At 58.0% G+C, this 15,562-nt stretch carries 13 protein-coding genes and 1 pseudogene; 6 read left to right on the plus strand and 8 right to left on the minus strand.

Going from position 1 to position 15,562, the window contains the following annotated elements:
- Positions 1–296 precede the first annotated feature (296 nt).
- Together PSEBG33_RS02095 and PSEBG33_RS02090 are read left to right on the plus strand one after the other, a co-directional pair.
- Entirely contained in the window at positions 297–962 is a 666-nt protein-coding gene (locus PSEBG33_RS02095; RefSeq protein WP_005792188.1) for a polysaccharide lyase family 7 protein, read from the plus strand.
- Between the two features lie 492 nt (positions 963–1,454).
- Positions 1,455–1,748 (plus strand): hypothetical protein, encoded by a 294-nt coding sequence (locus PSEBG33_RS02090; RefSeq protein ID WP_005792189.1) that lies wholly within the window; start codon positions 1,455–1,457, stop codon positions 1,746–1,748.
- A 76-nt stretch (positions 1,749–1,824) separates the two neighbouring features.
- On the opposite strand, the gene PSEBG33_RS02085 is transcribed toward PSEBG33_RS02090, so the two are convergent.
- Complete coding sequence (locus PSEBG33_RS02085; protein WP_005792190.1) at positions 1,825–2,286, minus strand: DUF3757 domain-containing protein; 462 nt, start codon at positions 2,284–2,286, stop codon at positions 1,825–1,827.
- A gap of 865 nt (positions 2,287–3,151) precedes the next feature.
- Between PSEBG33_RS02085 and PSEBG33_RS28095 the strand changes: the two are divergent.
- A pseudogene (locus PSEBG33_RS28095) lies at positions 3,152–3,558 on the plus strand (polysaccharide lyase family 7 protein); the annotation flags it as partial.
- A 582-nt stretch (positions 3,559–4,140) separates the two neighbouring features.
- On the opposite strand, the gene PSEBG33_RS29450 reads toward PSEBG33_RS28095, so the two are convergent.
- The 7 genes from PSEBG33_RS29450 to tkt all read right to left on the minus strand — a co-directional run bounded on the left by PSEBG33_RS29450 (position 4,141) and on the right by tkt (position 11,316).
- The gene (locus PSEBG33_RS29450; protein ID WP_157264191.1) at positions 4,141–4,554 is read right to left on the minus strand and encodes a DUF3757 domain-containing protein; all 414 of its coding nucleotides are present in this window, start codon (positions 4,552–4,554) and stop codon (positions 4,141–4,143) included.
- 546 nt (positions 4,555–5,100) lie between these two features.
- Positions 5,101–6,165, minus strand: a complete 1,065-nt coding sequence (gene fba, locus PSEBG33_RS02080) for a class II fructose-bisphosphate aldolase (protein ID WP_003177554.1) — start codon at positions 6,163–6,165, stop codon at positions 5,101–5,103.
- A gap of 123 nt (positions 6,166–6,288) precedes the next feature.
- Positions 6,289–6,624, minus strand: coding sequence for an MliC family protein (locus PSEBG33_RS02075; protein WP_005792196.1), 336 nt, complete (start codon positions 6,622–6,624; stop codon positions 6,289–6,291).
- 60 nt (positions 6,625–6,684) lie between these two features.
- Positions 6,685–6,912: a hypothetical protein gene (locus PSEBG33_RS02070; RefSeq protein ID WP_005792197.1), complete on the minus strand. Its 228-nt coding sequence runs from the start codon at positions 6,910–6,912 to the stop codon at positions 6,685–6,687.
- Between the two features lie 31 nt (positions 6,913–6,943).
- Positions 6,944–8,107 carry a phosphoglycerate kinase gene (locus PSEBG33_RS02065; RefSeq protein WP_005792198.1) on the minus strand — a complete coding sequence of 388 codons (1,164 nt, stop codon included), beginning with the start codon at positions 8,105–8,107 and terminating at the stop codon, positions 6,944–6,946.
- A gap of 17 nt (positions 8,108–8,124) precedes the next feature.
- Complete coding sequence (gene epd / locus PSEBG33_RS02060) at positions 8,125–9,180, minus strand: erythrose-4-phosphate dehydrogenase (protein ID WP_005792200.1); 1,056 nt, start codon at positions 9,178–9,180, stop codon at positions 8,125–8,127.
- Between the two features lie 138 nt (positions 9,181–9,318).
- Positions 9,319–11,316 carry a transketolase gene (gene tkt / locus PSEBG33_RS02055; protein ID WP_005792201.1) on the minus strand — a complete coding sequence of 666 codons (1,998 nt, stop codon included), beginning with the start codon at positions 11,314–11,316 and terminating at the stop codon, positions 9,319–9,321.
- A 261-nt stretch (positions 11,317–11,577) separates the two neighbouring features.
- Here tkt and PSEBG33_RS02050 point away from each other — a divergent pair, with 261 nt between their 5' ends.
- The 3 genes from PSEBG33_RS02050 (at position 11,578) to ligB (ending at position 15,558) form a co-directional block, all read left to right on the plus strand.
- A complete protein-coding gene (locus PSEBG33_RS02050) occupies positions 11,578–12,573 on the plus strand; it encodes an ArsR/SmtB family transcription factor (RefSeq protein WP_005792202.1) in 996 nt (331 codons plus the stop codon).
- 19 nt (positions 12,574–12,592) lie between these two features.
- A complete protein-coding gene (gene metK, locus PSEBG33_RS02045; protein WP_005792204.1) occupies positions 12,593–13,783 on the plus strand; it encodes a methionine adenosyltransferase in 1,191 nt (396 codons plus the stop codon).
- Between the two features lie 110 nt (positions 13,784–13,893).
- On the plus strand, positions 13,894–15,558 hold the full coding sequence (ligB, locus tag PSEBG33_RS02040) for an NAD-dependent DNA ligase LigB (protein WP_005792205.1): 1,665 nt from the start codon (positions 13,894–13,896) through the stop codon (positions 15,556–15,558).
- Positions 15,559–15,562: the final 4 nt, after the last annotated feature.

Below are 15,562 nucleotides of genomic sequence, written 5' to 3' on the forward strand. Positions count from 1 at the left end.
TTGGGGAGCTGCACCGGTCAGTTCTGTTACCAAACCCGGATAAATACTGAGGGCTCACTCTAGCCTCGGTTCCAAAAAAGCAGAAGTGACGTGGATGCCCTCATTGAAACAAAAGCCAGGAAGCCGACTAACGGTAAGGCCCTGCAGCCCGCGGCTCATGGGCAACATGGCTTTTTGGCATTCCTCTGACGCCAATTAATTGCCAGCGATTGTTTAACAATTGCACCAGCACCGCCTATAAAGAACCGGTAAGGCCTCTGGGCCAACGTTTTCACCCTCTGTAAAAGGCCAACACCATGATCGACCTCTCCACCTGGAACCTGAGCATTCCGGTCGGCTCCCCGCCCACGACCATCGACACCCCAAGGCTGCTGAGTGGCTTCAACGATCAATACTTCCAGGCCGAAGGCAGCGATGTGCAGTTCTGGACCCCCGTGACCGGCACCCGCACCGAAAACGCCATTTACCCACGCAGCGAACTGCGCGAAACCTACGCCGACGGGCGCCTGCGCAACTGGACCTACCCCGAGGCCGATAACTTCCTGCGCGCCACCCTCACGGTCAACCAGGTACCCACCTCCGGCAAAGTCGTTATCGGCCAGATCCACGCCTATGACAGCCAGAAACCACTGATCAAGCTGGAGTACCAGTTCAAGGAAAAAACCCAGACCGGCAACATCGTCGCCAAGGTGCGCATGCGCCCGGACGAGGCCGAGAGCCAGGTCATCATCGTCGCCTCCAACGTGCCGCTGGAGAAGAGCTTCACCTACGTTATCAATCTCAACAAAGCCGGGCTGCTCAGCGTGTACGCCGCCGACAGCGAGTGGAATGAACGCATTGGCGCTGCCTGGGGCGACAAGCCGTTGTACTTCAAGGCGGGGGTGTATGTGCAGGACAACAGTGGGGACAGCAAGGAAGGCGCGCGGGTGACGTTTGCGAAGTTGGATATTGATCACGAGTAAATGGATTAGCCTATTTCGAGTAGGCAACGTCCGATAAGCCCAAGGATCATTCCCCGATAAATCCAGACGATTAAATCCCCTGTGGGAGGGGGCTTGCTGCCGATTGCGGTGTGTCAGCTCCAATAGCTGTGACTAACCCACCGCAATCGGGAGCAAGCCCCCTCCCACATTTGGCCTGTGTGGCCTGAGGGCCTGGTGTTCGTCCTACAGGACCGTTGCGGTCAGCCAGCTCGCCGCTTATAGTTCGCCCCGTCGCTGGCGTTGATCAGCGATAGGGTTTCGCAGCCCTAACGATACGTGTGTAACCAAGCATCATGAATACAACGATGAGCGCTTCGGCGCCCGTCGTCTGTTTTATGGTGGCTGTGTGTGGGAGACCTCCGGGTCTGCCGGGTTCCTCGTATCCTCGGTCTGCGAACCCGCGCACAGCTACCACCCACTTCGTTTCGCAGCGAATGGCGGTAGTCCTTTTCAGATACGAGGATATTTGCCATGACCCAACAGCTTCCACCCCGCCGTTTCACCCCCTGCACCGAAACCGCCACCGACTACCCCGTGCTTCTCATCGACAGCGACGCCCCACTGCTCGACCTTCACGCCTGCCTGCGCGAACGCCTCAACGCTGCTTTGGAACACCTGAACCTGATGGCCTGCTCCAGCCTGCCGGACTTTGCCGAGCGCGACCTGAACAACGTGGCCAACACCGCACGCATTCTGGTGCAGGACGTGAGTGATGTGTTTCGGGTCATTGAACACCGTGGATTCGATACATCACCGCCAAGCTGATCGAAACCCGGACACAAAAAACCCGCATTTCTGCGGGTTTTCTTGAGGCGACGAAAGATTGGAAAATCCCCCGCCCCTACTTCTGAACAGGCAATGTGAACTTGGCAGGCCCCTTTGAGTTCATCAGCTCAAAAGCACAGTCCGTGACTTTACTATTTGTACACTCTTTATGCTCATTCCAACCAGAACCGTTAGCCACGGGAGGCAAGACAAACCGCTTAGACAACCTAAAATAATCGTCCTTGCCTTTCCCGCTGTAATTACAGATTACGTAGTGATAAGGCAATTTCGTTTCGCTGTCTGCACCTTGTTTGATCGCTGCGCCCAGAAACTTGACGCCCTCAGCCCCAGAATAATCGTCAACGAGCTGTTCGCCACTCCATTGCTGCTCTTGCTCTCCAGCTGAAAACTGAATGCTCACAACCTTGATAGTTGAAGAATCTGGGCAAGATAACTGCGCCGCCTGTGCATTACCTATCAGCATCAACGCACCCGTCGCCGCAAAAAACTGAAGCCACTTAAGAGTTGAATGTGACATAGCATATTCCCCTTCCTGGATGAGTGAGCCAAGCATGCGCAAGAGCGTTAACTAGCGATACTGTCAACATTGACAGGTTTTAATACAATTTAGAAATAAGCAACGCAAATGTAATTGCGTTCAACTCGATTGCGCCTCCCTTCCTTTATGAAGACAAATGCATTAACACTGTTTTCTGCTGCCAAGCATGGAACTGCCCAATTTTCCATACCCTATCGTTCAGCGAGGTACAACAAATAGGTCGTTCTCGCTCAATCGCAAGATTTCGAGGCCTATCTGTATATCTGCCGCCATTTACTTTCAATTCCAAAACAGTATAAGACACTGTCATATTTCACAGGCGCCATGCAGACCAACTCTCTATAGCCTTACAAAAACGGCACAACAAAAAATGCGCCGCTTTAAGCTAATCCTTTATCAAACGTTATAGGGAAATTTATCATGAACAATGCCTAATCCAATGGGAACGTATGCCGGAAACAACTGCCAATCCCACTCAGCCTCGTTACTTGACAATCACAAGTGCCGACAGCCATACCGGTGACGTAAAAGCACTCTACCATGACGGAGCCAGGGCCAATTCAATCAGCGGAACATATAAATTCGCTAATGCGGAAAAAGGAGGACAAGCAAGGTTAGATTTGGCCAGCCCCCCGGGTGAGCAAACGTCTTAAAAAGAAGCCCGCATTATTGCGGGCTTCTTTTTAAGCGCCTAAGGCTCAGCTCACCTTAGCGCTCAACTCACTTTTCAAATAGCGGAGGGGTCGTGATGAGCAAAATGTCACCTATATCGAACTTTCAACTAAATTAATCTGATTATGTCCCTTATGACGGACATTTCAATTACCTTACGTCTGATGCAATTCAGGCCAAAAGCAGCGACGTGCAGTTCTGGACCCCCGTGACCGGCACCCGCACCGAAAACGCCATTTACCCACGCAGCGAACTGCGCGAAACCTACGCCGACGGGCGCCTGCGCAACTGGACCTACCCGAGGCCGACAACTTCCTGCGCGCCACCCTGGCGGTCAATCAGGTGCCCTCATCCGGCCAGATCCACGCCTATGACAGCCAGAAACCACTGATCAAGCTGGAGTACCAGTTCAAGGAAAAAACCCAGACCGGCAACATCGTCGCCAAGGTGCGCATGCGCCCGGACGAGGCCGAGAGCCAGGTCATCATCGTCGCCTCCAACGTGCCACTGGAGAAGAGCTTCACCTATGTGATCAACCTCAACAAAGCCGGGTTGCTCAGCGTGTACGCCGCCGACAGCGCGGGTTCTTTCTGGGTCACATCAGGTTACTTGATACACATCAACATAAAGCTCATCGAGGAATCCCCAGCTGGTTTGTTATCACCTACTTTCAGTGTCAGCACGTTGACATAGTTGATAGCCGGAATGCTTCCCAACTTTGCATGCGCGTAATAAATATGATCGTCGGAACGGACATCAACTACCGACACCGAGCAAAATGACGGAACCTCTTTGAAAACGCCGGGTACGAACCTGACTTTGTAGTCGGAGAAGTAGTCAGGATGTGCAGAGCGCTCTACTTGTTTTATCCAAATGGGGGATTGCTTCACGACTTCCCCTTTGGCATCTATCGTCGCTGTCATGACCTCCGCCAGCGCAAAACGCCCCGCAACAGCGGTTGCAAATGCAACAGAGGTGAGTGCGAGCAACTTCCCTAACCTCATATTCTAATTCCCACAAGTTCGTCAATTGAATGCATGGCCGAACAGCCATAAAACCTATCCAAAACAATAACCGAGGCACTGTCAACGACGCACATTGAAATTAGAAACTAGTTACCAATGAGAGGGTAAATACCTACACTCGGGAAGCTTTTTTAGCTCAATAGCCGAGAAACCTGCAATCAGCTACATTGCCAGAGCCTGGCTTGCAGAAGGCATTATCGTCCCAGTTCGGTTGTACCGGTTGTGGCAGCGTCAAGAAACGCCGGGACATACGCAGAAAGGCAAAATGTTCAGGGCCCTCATAATCACAGGCAACAAAAGGTCCGTTTTGCCCGGGTCTGATCCCGGCGGAAATGAACTTCAATCCAGCCAGATAGGGCTCCTGTGCATAGGGATTTTCTCCACTCCAACCAGCGCCCGGCGCAACAGAGACGTAACGATAGCCCTGCTCCTGTTTCTCTTGCTGAATGGCACCGATGGCCGGGCACATTGATACCGCTGCAGGATGCTGCCGAGCACATCCGGCCAAAGCTGCCAGCCCAACCAAAGCGGCTGGAAACAATAGTTTCATACCCTTGCACCCCATCATTCCAGTCCTCATAAATACATGCTTCGTTATTTTTTTAAAGAAGCTCGCCAATACCGTGACGTCGAGCACTGCCAAATTTTAAACAGGTTATGTTAGCGAAGTGTCAGGCAATCATTCATGTTGGTCCGTGGAGGTGACTTGTTCGCTGGTGGGACAGGTAGTGGCCGCGTATGCATGTCCGATCGAGGCGGCCATACTCATCACTGCCATCACACGCAATAACACATTGATAGTTGATCGAGCTGATACCGCTTTTGCGGCATTGACACCTTTCACTATCAGCCACTCCTTTAGATTCCTTGAAAGCTCATACTGAAGGAAGATGACAGGGCTCGACACTGTAATTCTTGACAGTTATTTAAATAAATTAGAAATAATGGTTATGCCTTTTCGAAATTATAGGCATGGCCGACAAACCTGGGAAACAACTTTATTTGACTGAAGAGGGCGCGCAGGCGATGAGCATGATGGAATCGCAGCTAAAAAAAAGCCCGCATCACTGCGGGCTTCTCTTCAAACGCATAAGGCTTAATTCACCTTAGCGTTCAACTCACCTTTGAGGTAACGCTGGTACATTGCTTCCAGCGAGATCGGTTTGATCTTCGAAGCATTACCCGCAGTACCAAACGCTTCGTAGCGAGCAATACACACGTCGCGCATTGCGGTCACGGTGGCACCGAAGAATTTACGTGGGTCAAATTCGCTCGGGTTGGTGGCCATCAGGCGACGCATTGCGCCAGTAGATGCCAGGCGCAGGTCGGTGTCGATGTTGACCTTGCGCACGCCGTACTTGATGCCTTCGACGATTTCTTCAACCGGTACGCCGTAGGTTTCTTTGATGTCGCCGCCGTACTGGTTGATGATCGCCAGCCATTCTTGCGGTACCGAGGAAGAACCGTGCATCACCAGGTGGGTGTTGGGGATGCGCTTGTGGATTTCCTTGATGCGGTCGATAGCCAGCACGTCGCCGGTAGGTGGCTTGGTGAACTTGTAGGCGCCGTGGCTGGTGCCGATGGCGATGGCCAAGGCGTCGACCTGGGTCTTCTTGACGAAGTCGGCCGCTTCTTCCGGGTCGGTCAGCATCTGGCTGTGATCCAGCACGCCTTCGGCGCCGATGCCGTCTTCTTCGCCGGCCATGCCGGTTTCAAGCGAACCCAGGCAGCCCAGCTCGCCTTCGACCGAAACGCCGCAGGCGTGAGCCATGGCCACGGTTTGTTGGGTGACGCGTACGTTGTACTCGTAGTCGGTTGGGGTCTTGCCGTCTTCGCCGAGGGAGCCGTCCATCATCACCGAGCTGAAGCCCAGTTGGATGGAGCGCTGGCACACGTCAGGGCTGGTGCCGTGGTCCTGGTGCATGCACACCGGGATATGTGGGAATTCTTCGATGGCCGCAAGGATCAGGTGACGCAGGAACGGGGCACCGGCGTATTTGCGCGCACCGGCCGAAGCCTGGACGATCACAGGGGAGTCGGTCTTGTCAGCGGCTTCCATGATGGCGCGCATCTGCTCAAGGTTGTTGACGTTAAAGGCTGGGACGCCGTAGCCGAACTCGGCTGCGTGGTCCAGCATTTGACGCATGCTGATAAGTGCCATTGTGTTGTCTCTCCCGGTCGAGGGTCGTTAATCGTGCAAGCCTGCCGTAGCGGCGGCTGCTATTCAAGTTATTGCAGATCAAGGGGTTGAGCTTGAGCTGCTGAATCGTTATTGCTGATGGGTTCAGTTGGCTTTGCAGCCGCGCCCAATCAAATCATCGGTGGCCACCCAGTACACCAGGCCTTCCTCACCTTTGGTGTGAAACGCCAATTGGCCGTCGCTGTACAGCACGCCCGAGGCGGCTACCTCTTGCTTGAGACGGTAAACCTGGTCCGAACCGCCGAGGCGTACATCCACTTCGGAACGGGCCTGGTTGGCGAAGCGCCAGTTGAGCTCGGCCTTGCTGTCGCAGGTCCAGGTGGTCCACTTGTCGGCAGGCTCTGCGGCCTTGCTGAACATGTTCATGCTGCTGCAACCGGCCAACAGGGCCAGGGCTGCCAGGGCGAAAACGCCTTTCATTGCCAATCCTCGCAGGGCGACCTGGGGCCGCCGTTGCTGTTGGTTAGTGGATCAGACCCGTCAAGGGCAACCCTGTTCCTGACCGTTGGGCGCGGAGTCGTATTTCTCCAGCCGTTCGTTGCCGATGCGCTTGTTGATCACCGGCATGGTCTCGGCTTGCCAGTCAGCCTGGTAACAGCTTTTGTTCAACGGTGCCTTGGCGTTGTCCGCCTCCGGCGCCGCGCTGGGTGTGCCGCTGCAGCCGGCCAACAGGCCCGCTGCGATCACCAGTGCCAACGACTTGATCATGGGAACGCTCCTTTTCCTGATCACGCGAGCCTTAGCCCTTGGCTCGGGTTTCCAACACTTCCACGGCCGGCAAAACCTTGCCCTCGACGAATTCGAGGAAGGCGCCGCCACCGGTAGAAATGTAGGAGATCTGATCAGCAACGCCATATTTATCGATGGCCGCCAAGGTGTCACCGCCGCCGGCGATGGAGAAAGCCGAGCTTTCAGCAATGGCTTTGGCCAGCACTTTGGTGCCGTTGCCGAACTGGTCGAACTCGAACACGCCTACCGGGCCATTCCACAGGATAGTCTGGGATGCCTTGAGCAGTTCAGCGAAATTGGCCGCGGTTTGCGGGCCGATGTCCAGGATCATGTCGTCAGCGGCCACGTCAGCGATGAGCTTGACGGTGGCTTCGGCGCTTTCAGCGAACTCTTTGGCAACGACCACGTCCACCGGCAATGGCACGCTGACTTTGGCGGCGATGGCGCGGGCGGTATCCAGCAGGTCCGGTTCGTACAGGGATTTGCCCACCGGGTGGCCGGCTGCGGCCAGGAAGGTGTTGGCGATGCCGCCGCCGACGATCAACTGGTTGCAGATCTGGCTGAGACTGTTGAGCACGTCCAGCTTGGTGGAAACCTTGGAACCGGCAACGATGGCCGCCATTGGCTGGGCCGGAGCGCCCAGGGCCTTGCCCAACGCATCCAGCTCAGCAGCCAGCAGTGGGCCGGCAGCAGCAACCTTGGCGAACTTGGCCACACCGTGGGTCGAACCTTCAGCGCGGTGAGCAGTGCCGAAAGCGTCCATCACGAACACATCGCACAAAGCGGCATATTGCTGGGCCAGTTCGTCGCTGTTCTTTTTCTCGCCCTTGTTGAAGCGCACGTTTTCGAACAGCACGATCTCGCCGGCTTTCACGTCCACGCCGCCCAGGTAGTCTGTGACCAGTGGCACGTCACGGCCCAGGGCCTTGCTCAGGTACTCGGCGACAGGCTTGAGGCTGTTTTCGGCGGAGAACTCACCTTCGGTCGGGCGGCCCAGGTGGGAGCAGACCATCACGGCCGCGCCTTTTTCCAGGGCCAGCTTGATGGTCGGCAGCGAGGCCAGGATTCGCGCATCGCTGGTGACCACACCGTCCTTGACTGGGACGTTGAGGTCTTCGCGGATCAGTACGCGCTTACCTTGCAGATCGAGGTCGGTCATCTTCAACACGGTCATGGGTCGCAGTTCCTGAATTACTGTTGAGGTTGTTTAGCGGCGATGTGCAGATAATGTTCCGCAACATCCAGCATTCGGTTGGCAAAGCCCCATTCGTTGTCGAACCAGGCCAGGATGTTCACCAGCCTGGGGCCGGAAACGCGAGTCTGGCTGGCATCGACAATCGCCGAATGCGGGTCATGGTTGAAATCACAACTGGCGTGGGGCAACTCGGTGTAGGCCAGCAAGCCTTTGAGCGGGCCGCTGGTCGCGGCGTCACGCAGTATCCGGTTGACCTCCGTCGCATCAGTGTCGCTGACGGTTTGCATGGTGATATCCAGGCAAGACACATTCACCGTCGGCACACGTACGGCTTTGGCCTGGATTCGCCCGGCAAGTTCCGGCAACAGCCGCTCGATGCCGCGAGCTAAGCCTGTGGATACCGGAATCACCGACTGGAACGCCGAACGCGTGCGGCGCAGGTCTTCGTGGTGATAGGCGTCGATCACCGGTTGGTCGTTCATCGCCGAGTGAATCGTGGTGATCGACACATAATCCAGGCCGATCGCCTGATCCAGCAGACGCAACAACGGCACGCTGCAGTTGGTGGTACACGAAGCGTTGGACACCAGCAGCTCATCACCGGTCAGGCAATCCTGGTTGATGCCGTAGACAATGGTGGCGTCGACATCCGCCTCGCTGGCCATCGGTTGGGAAAACAGCACACGCGGCGCACCGGCGTCGAGAAAACGCTGGCCATCGGCACGGGTGTGATAGACACCGGAGCATTCCAGCACCAGGTCGACGCCCAGTGCTTTCCAGTCGATGCCTTCGGGGGTGGCACTGCGCAACACTTGTACGCAGTTGCCATTGATATGCAGACAATCGCCGTCGACCCGCACTTCGCCGGGAAAGCGCCCGTGAGTGGAGTCAAAGCGTGTCAGGTATTCGATGCTGGCCATGTCGGCCAGATCGTTGATTGCAACAATTTCAAACCCGGCTGCCGCCCCTCGCTCGAACAGAGCACGCAAGACGCAACGACCAATGCGGCCGTAGCCGTTGAGTGCAACTTTGTAGGGACGCGGTTGGGGCATGGGGTTCTCGATCAAGGTTAGTTCGGTGTTGAATGTTCTGACGCCATCGCGGGCAAGCCCACTCCCACATTGGACCGCGATCCAAATGTGGGAGCGGGCTTGCCCGCGATAGCGCCAGTGCAGACAACGCAGACTGACTTAGTCTTCCAGCAACTCTTCAGCCTGACCCAGGATGTTTTCCAGGGTGAAACCGAACTCTTCGAACAACGCTGGCGCCGGCGCCGACTCACCATAGGTGGTCATGCCGATCACGCGGCCTTCCAGGCCCACGTACTTGTACCAGTAGTCAGCGTGAGCCGCTTCGATCGCGATACGCGCGCTGACCTGCAGCGGCAACACCGATTGCTTGTAGCCGGCGTCCTGGGCTTCGAACACGCTGGTGCACGGCATGGATACAACGCGAACGTTGCGGCCCTGCGCGGTCAGCTTGTCGTAAGCCTGAACGGTCAGGCCCACTTCGGAACCGGTGGAGATCAGGATCAGCTCCGGCTCGCCGATGCAGTCCTTGAGCACATAACCACCACGGCTGATGTCGGCGATCTGCGCATCGGTACGCACCTGGTGTTGCAGGTTCTGACGCGAGAAGATCAGCGCCGAAGGGCCGTCCTTGCGCTCGATGGCGTGCTTCCAGGCCACGGCGGATTCGACCGCGTCGGCTGGGCGCCAGCAGTCCAGGTTCGGCGTGGTGCGCAGGCTGGTCAATTGCTCGACCGGCTGGTGCGTCGGGCCGTCTTCACCCAGGCCGATGGAGTCGTGGGTGTACACATGGATCACACGCTTCTTCATCAGCGCAGCCATACGCACGGCGTTACGTGCGTACTCCATGAACATCAGGAAGGTCGCGCCGTAAGGCACCAGGCCGCCGTGCAGGGACACGCCGTTCATGATGGCGCTCATGCCGAACTCGCGCACGCCGTAGTACATGTAGTTGCCGCTGGCGTCTTCGGCCGAGACACCTTTGCAGCCTTTCCACAGGGTCAGGTTGGAACCGGCCAGGTCAGCCGAACCGCCGAGGATCTCAGGCAGCAGCGGGCCAAAGGCGTTCAGGGTGTTCTGGCTGGCTTTACGGCTGGCGATGGTCTCGCCCTTGGCCGCGACTTCGGCGATGTAGGCCGAGGCTTTTGCCGAGAAGTCGGCAGGCAGGTCACCGGCCAGGCGACGAACCAGCTCGTTGGCAAGCTCCGGGAATTCGGCGGAGTAGGCCGCGAAACGCTGGTCCCACTCGGCTTCGGTGGCCAGGCCTTTTTCCTTGGCGTCCCATTCGGCGTAGATATCGGCCGGGATTTCAAACGGGCCGTGGTTCCACTTCAGCGCTTCACGGGTCAGGGCGATTTCCGCGTCACCCAGTGGGGCGCCGTGGCAGTCTTCTTTACCTTGCTTGTTCGGCGAGCCGAAACCGATGGTGGTCTTGCAGCAAATCAGGGTTGGCTGCGCGCTCTTGCGAGCGGTGTCGATGGCGATCTTGATTTCTTCCGGATCGTGGCCGTCGACGTTGCGGATCACCTGCCAGTTGTAGGCTTCGAAACGCTTGGGGGTGTCATCGGTGAACCAGCCTTCGACTTCGCCGTCGATGGAAATGCCGTTGTCATCGTAGAAGGCAATCAGCTTGCCCAGGCCAAGGGTGCCGGCCAGGGAGGCGACTTCGTGGGAGATGCCTTCCATCATGCAGCCATCACCCAGGAACACATAGGTGTGGTGATCGACGATGTCGTGGCCGGGGCGGTTGAATTGCGCGCCCAGAACTTTTTCAGCCAGCGCGAAGCCGACAGCGTTGGCCAGGCCCTGACCCAGGGGACCGGTAGTGGTCTCCACGCCTGGGGTGTAGCCGAATTCCGGGTGACCGGGGGTGCGGCTGTGCAGCTGACGGAAGCTCTTGAGGTCGTCGATGGTGACGTCGTAGCCGGTCAGGTGCAGCAGCGAATAGATCAGCATCGAGCCGTGGCCGTTGGACAGCACGAAGCGGTCACGGTCGGCGAACGACGGGTTGCTCGGGTTGTGTTTCAGGTAGTCACGCCAAAGTACCTCGGCGATATCCGCCATGCCCATCGGGGCACCGGGATGGCCGCTGTTGGCTTTTTGCACGGCATCCATGCTGAGGGCACGAATGGCGTTGGCACGCTCACGACGGCTGGGCATCGCTGATCTCCTGGAGTTTACTTATAAAGAAACGGAAAAAAGGACCGGCATTTTCCCTCAGCCACCGCCTGCGGGCAATGACAGATAGTCACTTGAGGGTGTTTTTCCTGTGGTTTGGACGGCAATAGGTTGCAGAAACCTTTTAACTGGTTCGTCTAAAGGTTATAGCGGCGGCTTATAACCGCCACTTATCGATCAATATCAAAACTTTTTGATATTGGCCTTGCAGGGATTTACACCCGTCACTAGACTGCTGGCCTTATGAACCTACCCGTGCCCTCCCTGCGTCCTGACGACGGCGATGAACTGGCAGCCCTTTGCAAGGCTGCAGGTGATCCGTTGCGCCTGAACGTATTGCGCGCACTGGCCAACGATTCGTTCGGGGTGCTGGAACTGGCGCAGATCTTCGCCATCGGCCAATCCGGCATGAGCCACCACTTGAAGGTGCTGGCCCAGGCCGACCTGGTCGCCACGCGCCGCGAAGGTAATGCGATTTTTTACCGCCGCGCCCTGCCCCATACCGAACAGCTGGGCGGCAAACTGCACGCCGCCTTGCTTGAGGAAGTGGATAACCTGGGCCTGCCGAGCGACGTACAGTCGCGCATCGGCCAGGTCCACGGGCAACGCGCCGCCGCCAGCCAGGACTTTTTCTCCCGGGTTGCCGACAAGTTTCGCGCCCAGCAGGACCTGATCGCCGGCTTGCCCCAGTACCGCGAAAGCGTACTGGCGCTGTTGGACAAGCTGAGCTTCAGTAGTGAAGCAACGGCCGTGGAAGTCGGCCCTGGCGATGGCGGCTTTCTGCCCGACCTGGCACGACGTTTCGGGCAGGTGACGGCGCTGGACAACAGCCCGGCAATGCTTGAACTGGCGCGCCAACTCTGTGAACGCGAAGCCCTGGGCAATGTGCGCCTGCAGTTGGCCGACGCCTTGAATGACACCAGCCTGCGGGCCGATTGCGTGGTGCTGAACATGGTCTTGCACCATTTCGCCGCCCCCGCCGACGCCCTCAAGCAAATGGCCGGGTTACTACACCCCGGCGGTAGCCTGCTGGTTACGGATTTATGCAGCCACAACCAGAATTGGGCCAAGGAGGCCTGCGGTGATCTCTGGCTGGGTTTTGAACAGGACGATCTGGCCCGTTGGGCCACCGCTGCGGGACTCGTTCCCGGGGAAAGCCTCTATGTAGGTTTACGTAATGGTTTCCAGATTCAGGTCCGCCATTTTCAGCGACCGGCTGGCGACACTCACCATCGGTAAATATCAGGAAAACATCGAGATGAGCGAATACTCCCTTTTCACCTCCGAGTCCGTGTCTGAAGGGCATCCGGACAAAATCGCCGACCAGATTTCTGACGCGGTGCTGGACGCTATCATCGCTGAAGACAAGTTCGCCCGTGTGGCGTGCGAGACGCTGGTGAAAACGGGCGTGGCGATCATCGCCGGCGAAGTCACCACTACAGCCTGGGTCGACCTGGAGCAGATCGTTCGTGACGTGATCACCGACATTGGCTACAACAGCTCCGACGTCGGCTTCGACGGCGCGACCTGCGGCGTGATGAACATCATCGGCAAGCAATCGCCTGACATCAACCAGGGTGTAGACCGTGCCAAGCCTGAAGACCAGGGCGCCGGCGACCAGGGCCTGATGTTCGGCTACGCCAGCAATGAAACCGACGTGCTGATGCCGGCGCCGATCACCTTCTCGCACCAGTTGGTGCAACGCCAGGCCGAAGCACGTAAATCCGGGGTATTGCCTTGGCTGCGCCCGGACGCCAAGTCCCAGGTGACCTGCCGTTACGAAGGCGGCAAAGTCGTGGGTATCGACGCCGTTGTGCTGTCGACCCAGCACAACCCGGACGTGTCCTACGCCGACCTGCGCGAAGGCGTGATGGAGCTGATCGTCAAGCACGTGCTGCCTGCCGAGTTGCTGACCAAGGACACCCAGTTCCACATCAACCCGACCGGACAGTTCATCATCGGCGGCCCAGTGGGCGACTGCGGCCTGACCGGTCGCAAGATCATCGTCGACAGCTACGGCGGCATGGCCCGTCACGGCGGTGGCGCGTTCTCGGGTAAAGACCCGTCCAAGGTTGACCGTTCGGCCGCTTATGCCGGTCGTTACGTGGCCAAGAACATCGTGGCTGCCGGCCTGGCCGAGCGCTGCGAAATTCAGGTTTCCTACGCTATTGGCGTGGCGCAGCCTACGTCGATCTCGCTGAACACCTTCGGCACCGGCAAGATCAGCGACGAGAAAATCGTCAAGCTGGTGCGTGAAATCTTCGACCTGCGCCCCTACGCAATCACCACCATGCTCGACCTGCTGCACCCGATGTATCAGGAAACCGCAGCCTACGGACACTTCGGCCGTACCCCTGCGCAGAAGACTGTTGGCGAAGACACCTTCAGCACCTTCACCTGGGAAAAAACCGACCGCGCCAACGACCTGCGTATCGCCGCCGGCCTGTAAGCGTTCGCGCTGTATACAGAAACACCCGGTAAAAAGCCCCGAGCAATCGGGGCTTTTTTGTGGGCGCCTGGATGACTTAGGCTGGGCTCCCTTTTCGAGCACGGATGCTCATGATGCATAAGTTCATGGCTTTTTTTCTCAGTGTTTTATCCAGCTGGACGTGGGCAGAAACGTGCGCCGATCACGCTCACCTGCAACTCGACAGCTTGGCCAGGCAGATCAGCCAGTGGGACGACAGTTACCACCGCCAGGGCCAATCCCCCATCAGTGACGAACTCTACGACCAGGCCCGCCAGCGCCTGGCGCATTGGCGCGAATGCACCCACCAACCTGCGCCGCAGGTTAATAACCCGCTGGCCAGTTCACGCGGCACGTTACGCCACCCAGTCGCGCACACCGGCCTGGAAAAGCTGCCAGACGAACCGGCAGTCAAGGAGTGGCTCAGCACCCGCGAGGACGTATGGATCCAACCCAAGGTGGATGGGGTGGCGGTGACGCTCGTCTATCGCGAGGGCCGCTTGCAGCAGCTCATCAGCCGAGGCGATGGCGTGCTGGGCCACGATTGGTCGGCCTCGGCCGCCAGGATCCCCGGTATCGTCCAACAGCTGCCAGACGCGATTGATGTGGTGCTGCAAGGCGAACTTTACTGGCGCCTTGATCACCATGTGCAAGCGATAAACGGTGGGCTCAATGCGCGCAGCAAAGTAGCCGGGCTGATGAACCGGCGACAATTGAGCGACACTGAAGCGGCAGGCATCGGCTTGTTCGTCTGGGCCTGGCCTGACGGCCCGGTGGACTTCACCGAGCGCCTGGCCACCCTGACGCGTTGGGGCTTCAGCGATACACAGCGTTATAGCCACCCCATTGAGCACATCAGCGAAGCCACTCATTGGCGCACGCATTGGTACAACGCACCGCTGCCCTTCGCCAGCGATGGCGTGGTGCTGCACCAGGCTGCACGGGCACCCGCCGAGCGTTGGCAAGCCAGTGCGTCTTATTGGATGGTCGCCTGGAAGTACCCAGCCATCAAAGCCCTGGCACTGGTGCGCAAGGTGCAATTCAGGATCGGTCGCACCGGGCGCATCACCCCCATCCTCGAACTGGAACCCGTGTGGCTGGATGATCGGCAGATCAGCCGGGTCAGCGCCGGCTCCCTGAAACGCTGGCAAGCCCTGGATATCCGCCCCGGCGACCATGTGTCGATCAGCCTGGCGGGCCAGGTTATTCCCCGACTGGACGAGGTGATCCTGCGCAACGAAACCCGTGTGGACATGCAGCTACCCAACCCTCGCGATTTTCACGCCCTGAGTTGCTGGCAACTGGAGCCCGGCTGCGAAGATCAATTACTCGCCCGCCTCACCTGGCTGAGCGGCAAACAGGGCCTGGCCTTGCCACATATGGGCCGTGAAACCTGGAACATATTGATCCAGGCCGGTCTAATCGAAGGCTTTCTCGATTGGTTAACCCTGGATGCGGCGCAGCTTGCTACCATTGAGGGCTTCGGTGATCGCACTCGTGAGCGAGTGCTCGACAGTTTTAACAACGCCCGGCAACGCCCTTTTTCACAATGGCTCAAGGCCTTGGGCGTACCGCCAGCGGCGCGCAACAACCTGGAGGGCGACTGGCAGACGCTGGCCGCCAAAGACACCCAAGCCTGGCTGGCCTCAGACGGCATCGGCCCGGGTCGTGCAGCGCAACTGAGCGCGTTTTTTCGCGACCCGCAGGTGCAAGCCTTGGCTGAAACATTACGCGAGGCCGGGATAGATGGGTTTTGAACGC

The sequence above is a fragment of the Pseudomonas synxantha BG33R genome, from assembly GCF_000263715.2.
Lineage (GTDB): Bacteria > Pseudomonadota > Gammaproteobacteria > Pseudomonadales > Pseudomonadaceae > Aquipseudomonas > Aquipseudomonas synxantha_A.

Excerpts from the sequence above, each read along its gene's own strand:
- PSEBG33_RS02095 (WP_005792188.1), top strand. The coding sequence starts at position 297 with ATGATCGACCTCTCCACCTGGAACCTGAGCATTCCGGTCGGCTCCCCG.
- PSEBG33_RS02090 (WP_005792189.1), top strand. The coding sequence starts at position 1,455 with ATGACCCAACAGCTTCCACCCCGCCGTTTCACCCCCTGCACCGAAACC.
- PSEBG33_RS02085 (WP_005792190.1), bottom strand. The coding sequence starts at position 2,286 with ATGTCACATTCAACTCTTAAGTGGCTTCAGTTTTTTGCGGCGACGGGT.
- PSEBG33_RS29450 (WP_157264191.1), bottom strand. The coding sequence starts at position 4,554 with ATGAAACTATTGTTTCCAGCCGCTTTGGTTGGGCTGGCAGCTTTGGCC.
- fba (WP_003177554.1), bottom strand. The coding sequence starts at position 6,165 with ATGGCACTTATCAGCATGCGTCAAATGCTGGACCACGCAGCCGAGTTC.
- PSEBG33_RS02075 (WP_005792196.1), bottom strand. The coding sequence starts at position 6,624 with ATGAAAGGCGTTTTCGCCCTGGCAGCCCTGGCCCTGTTGGCCGGTTGC.
- PSEBG33_RS02070 (WP_005792197.1), bottom strand. The coding sequence starts at position 6,912 with ATGATCAAGTCGTTGGCACTGGTGATCGCAGCGGGCCTGTTGGCCGGC.
- PSEBG33_RS02065 (WP_005792198.1), bottom strand. The coding sequence starts at position 8,107 with ATGACCGTGTTGAAGATGACCGACCTCGATCTGCAAGGTAAGCGCGTA.
- epd (WP_005792200.1), bottom strand. The coding sequence starts at position 9,180 with ATGCCCCAACCGCGTCCCTACAAAGTTGCACTCAACGGCTACGGCCGC.
- tkt (WP_005792201.1), bottom strand. The coding sequence starts at position 11,316 with ATGCCCAGCCGTCGTGAGCGTGCCAACGCCATTCGTGCCCTCAGCATG.
- PSEBG33_RS02050 (WP_005792202.1), top strand. The coding sequence starts at position 11,578 with ATGAACCTACCCGTGCCCTCCCTGCGTCCTGACGACGGCGATGAACTG.
- metK (WP_005792204.1), top strand. The coding sequence starts at position 12,593 with ATGAGCGAATACTCCCTTTTCACCTCCGAGTCCGTGTCTGAAGGGCAT.
- ligB (WP_005792205.1), top strand. The coding sequence starts at position 13,894 with ATGATGCATAAGTTCATGGCTTTTTTTCTCAGTGTTTTATCCAGCTGG.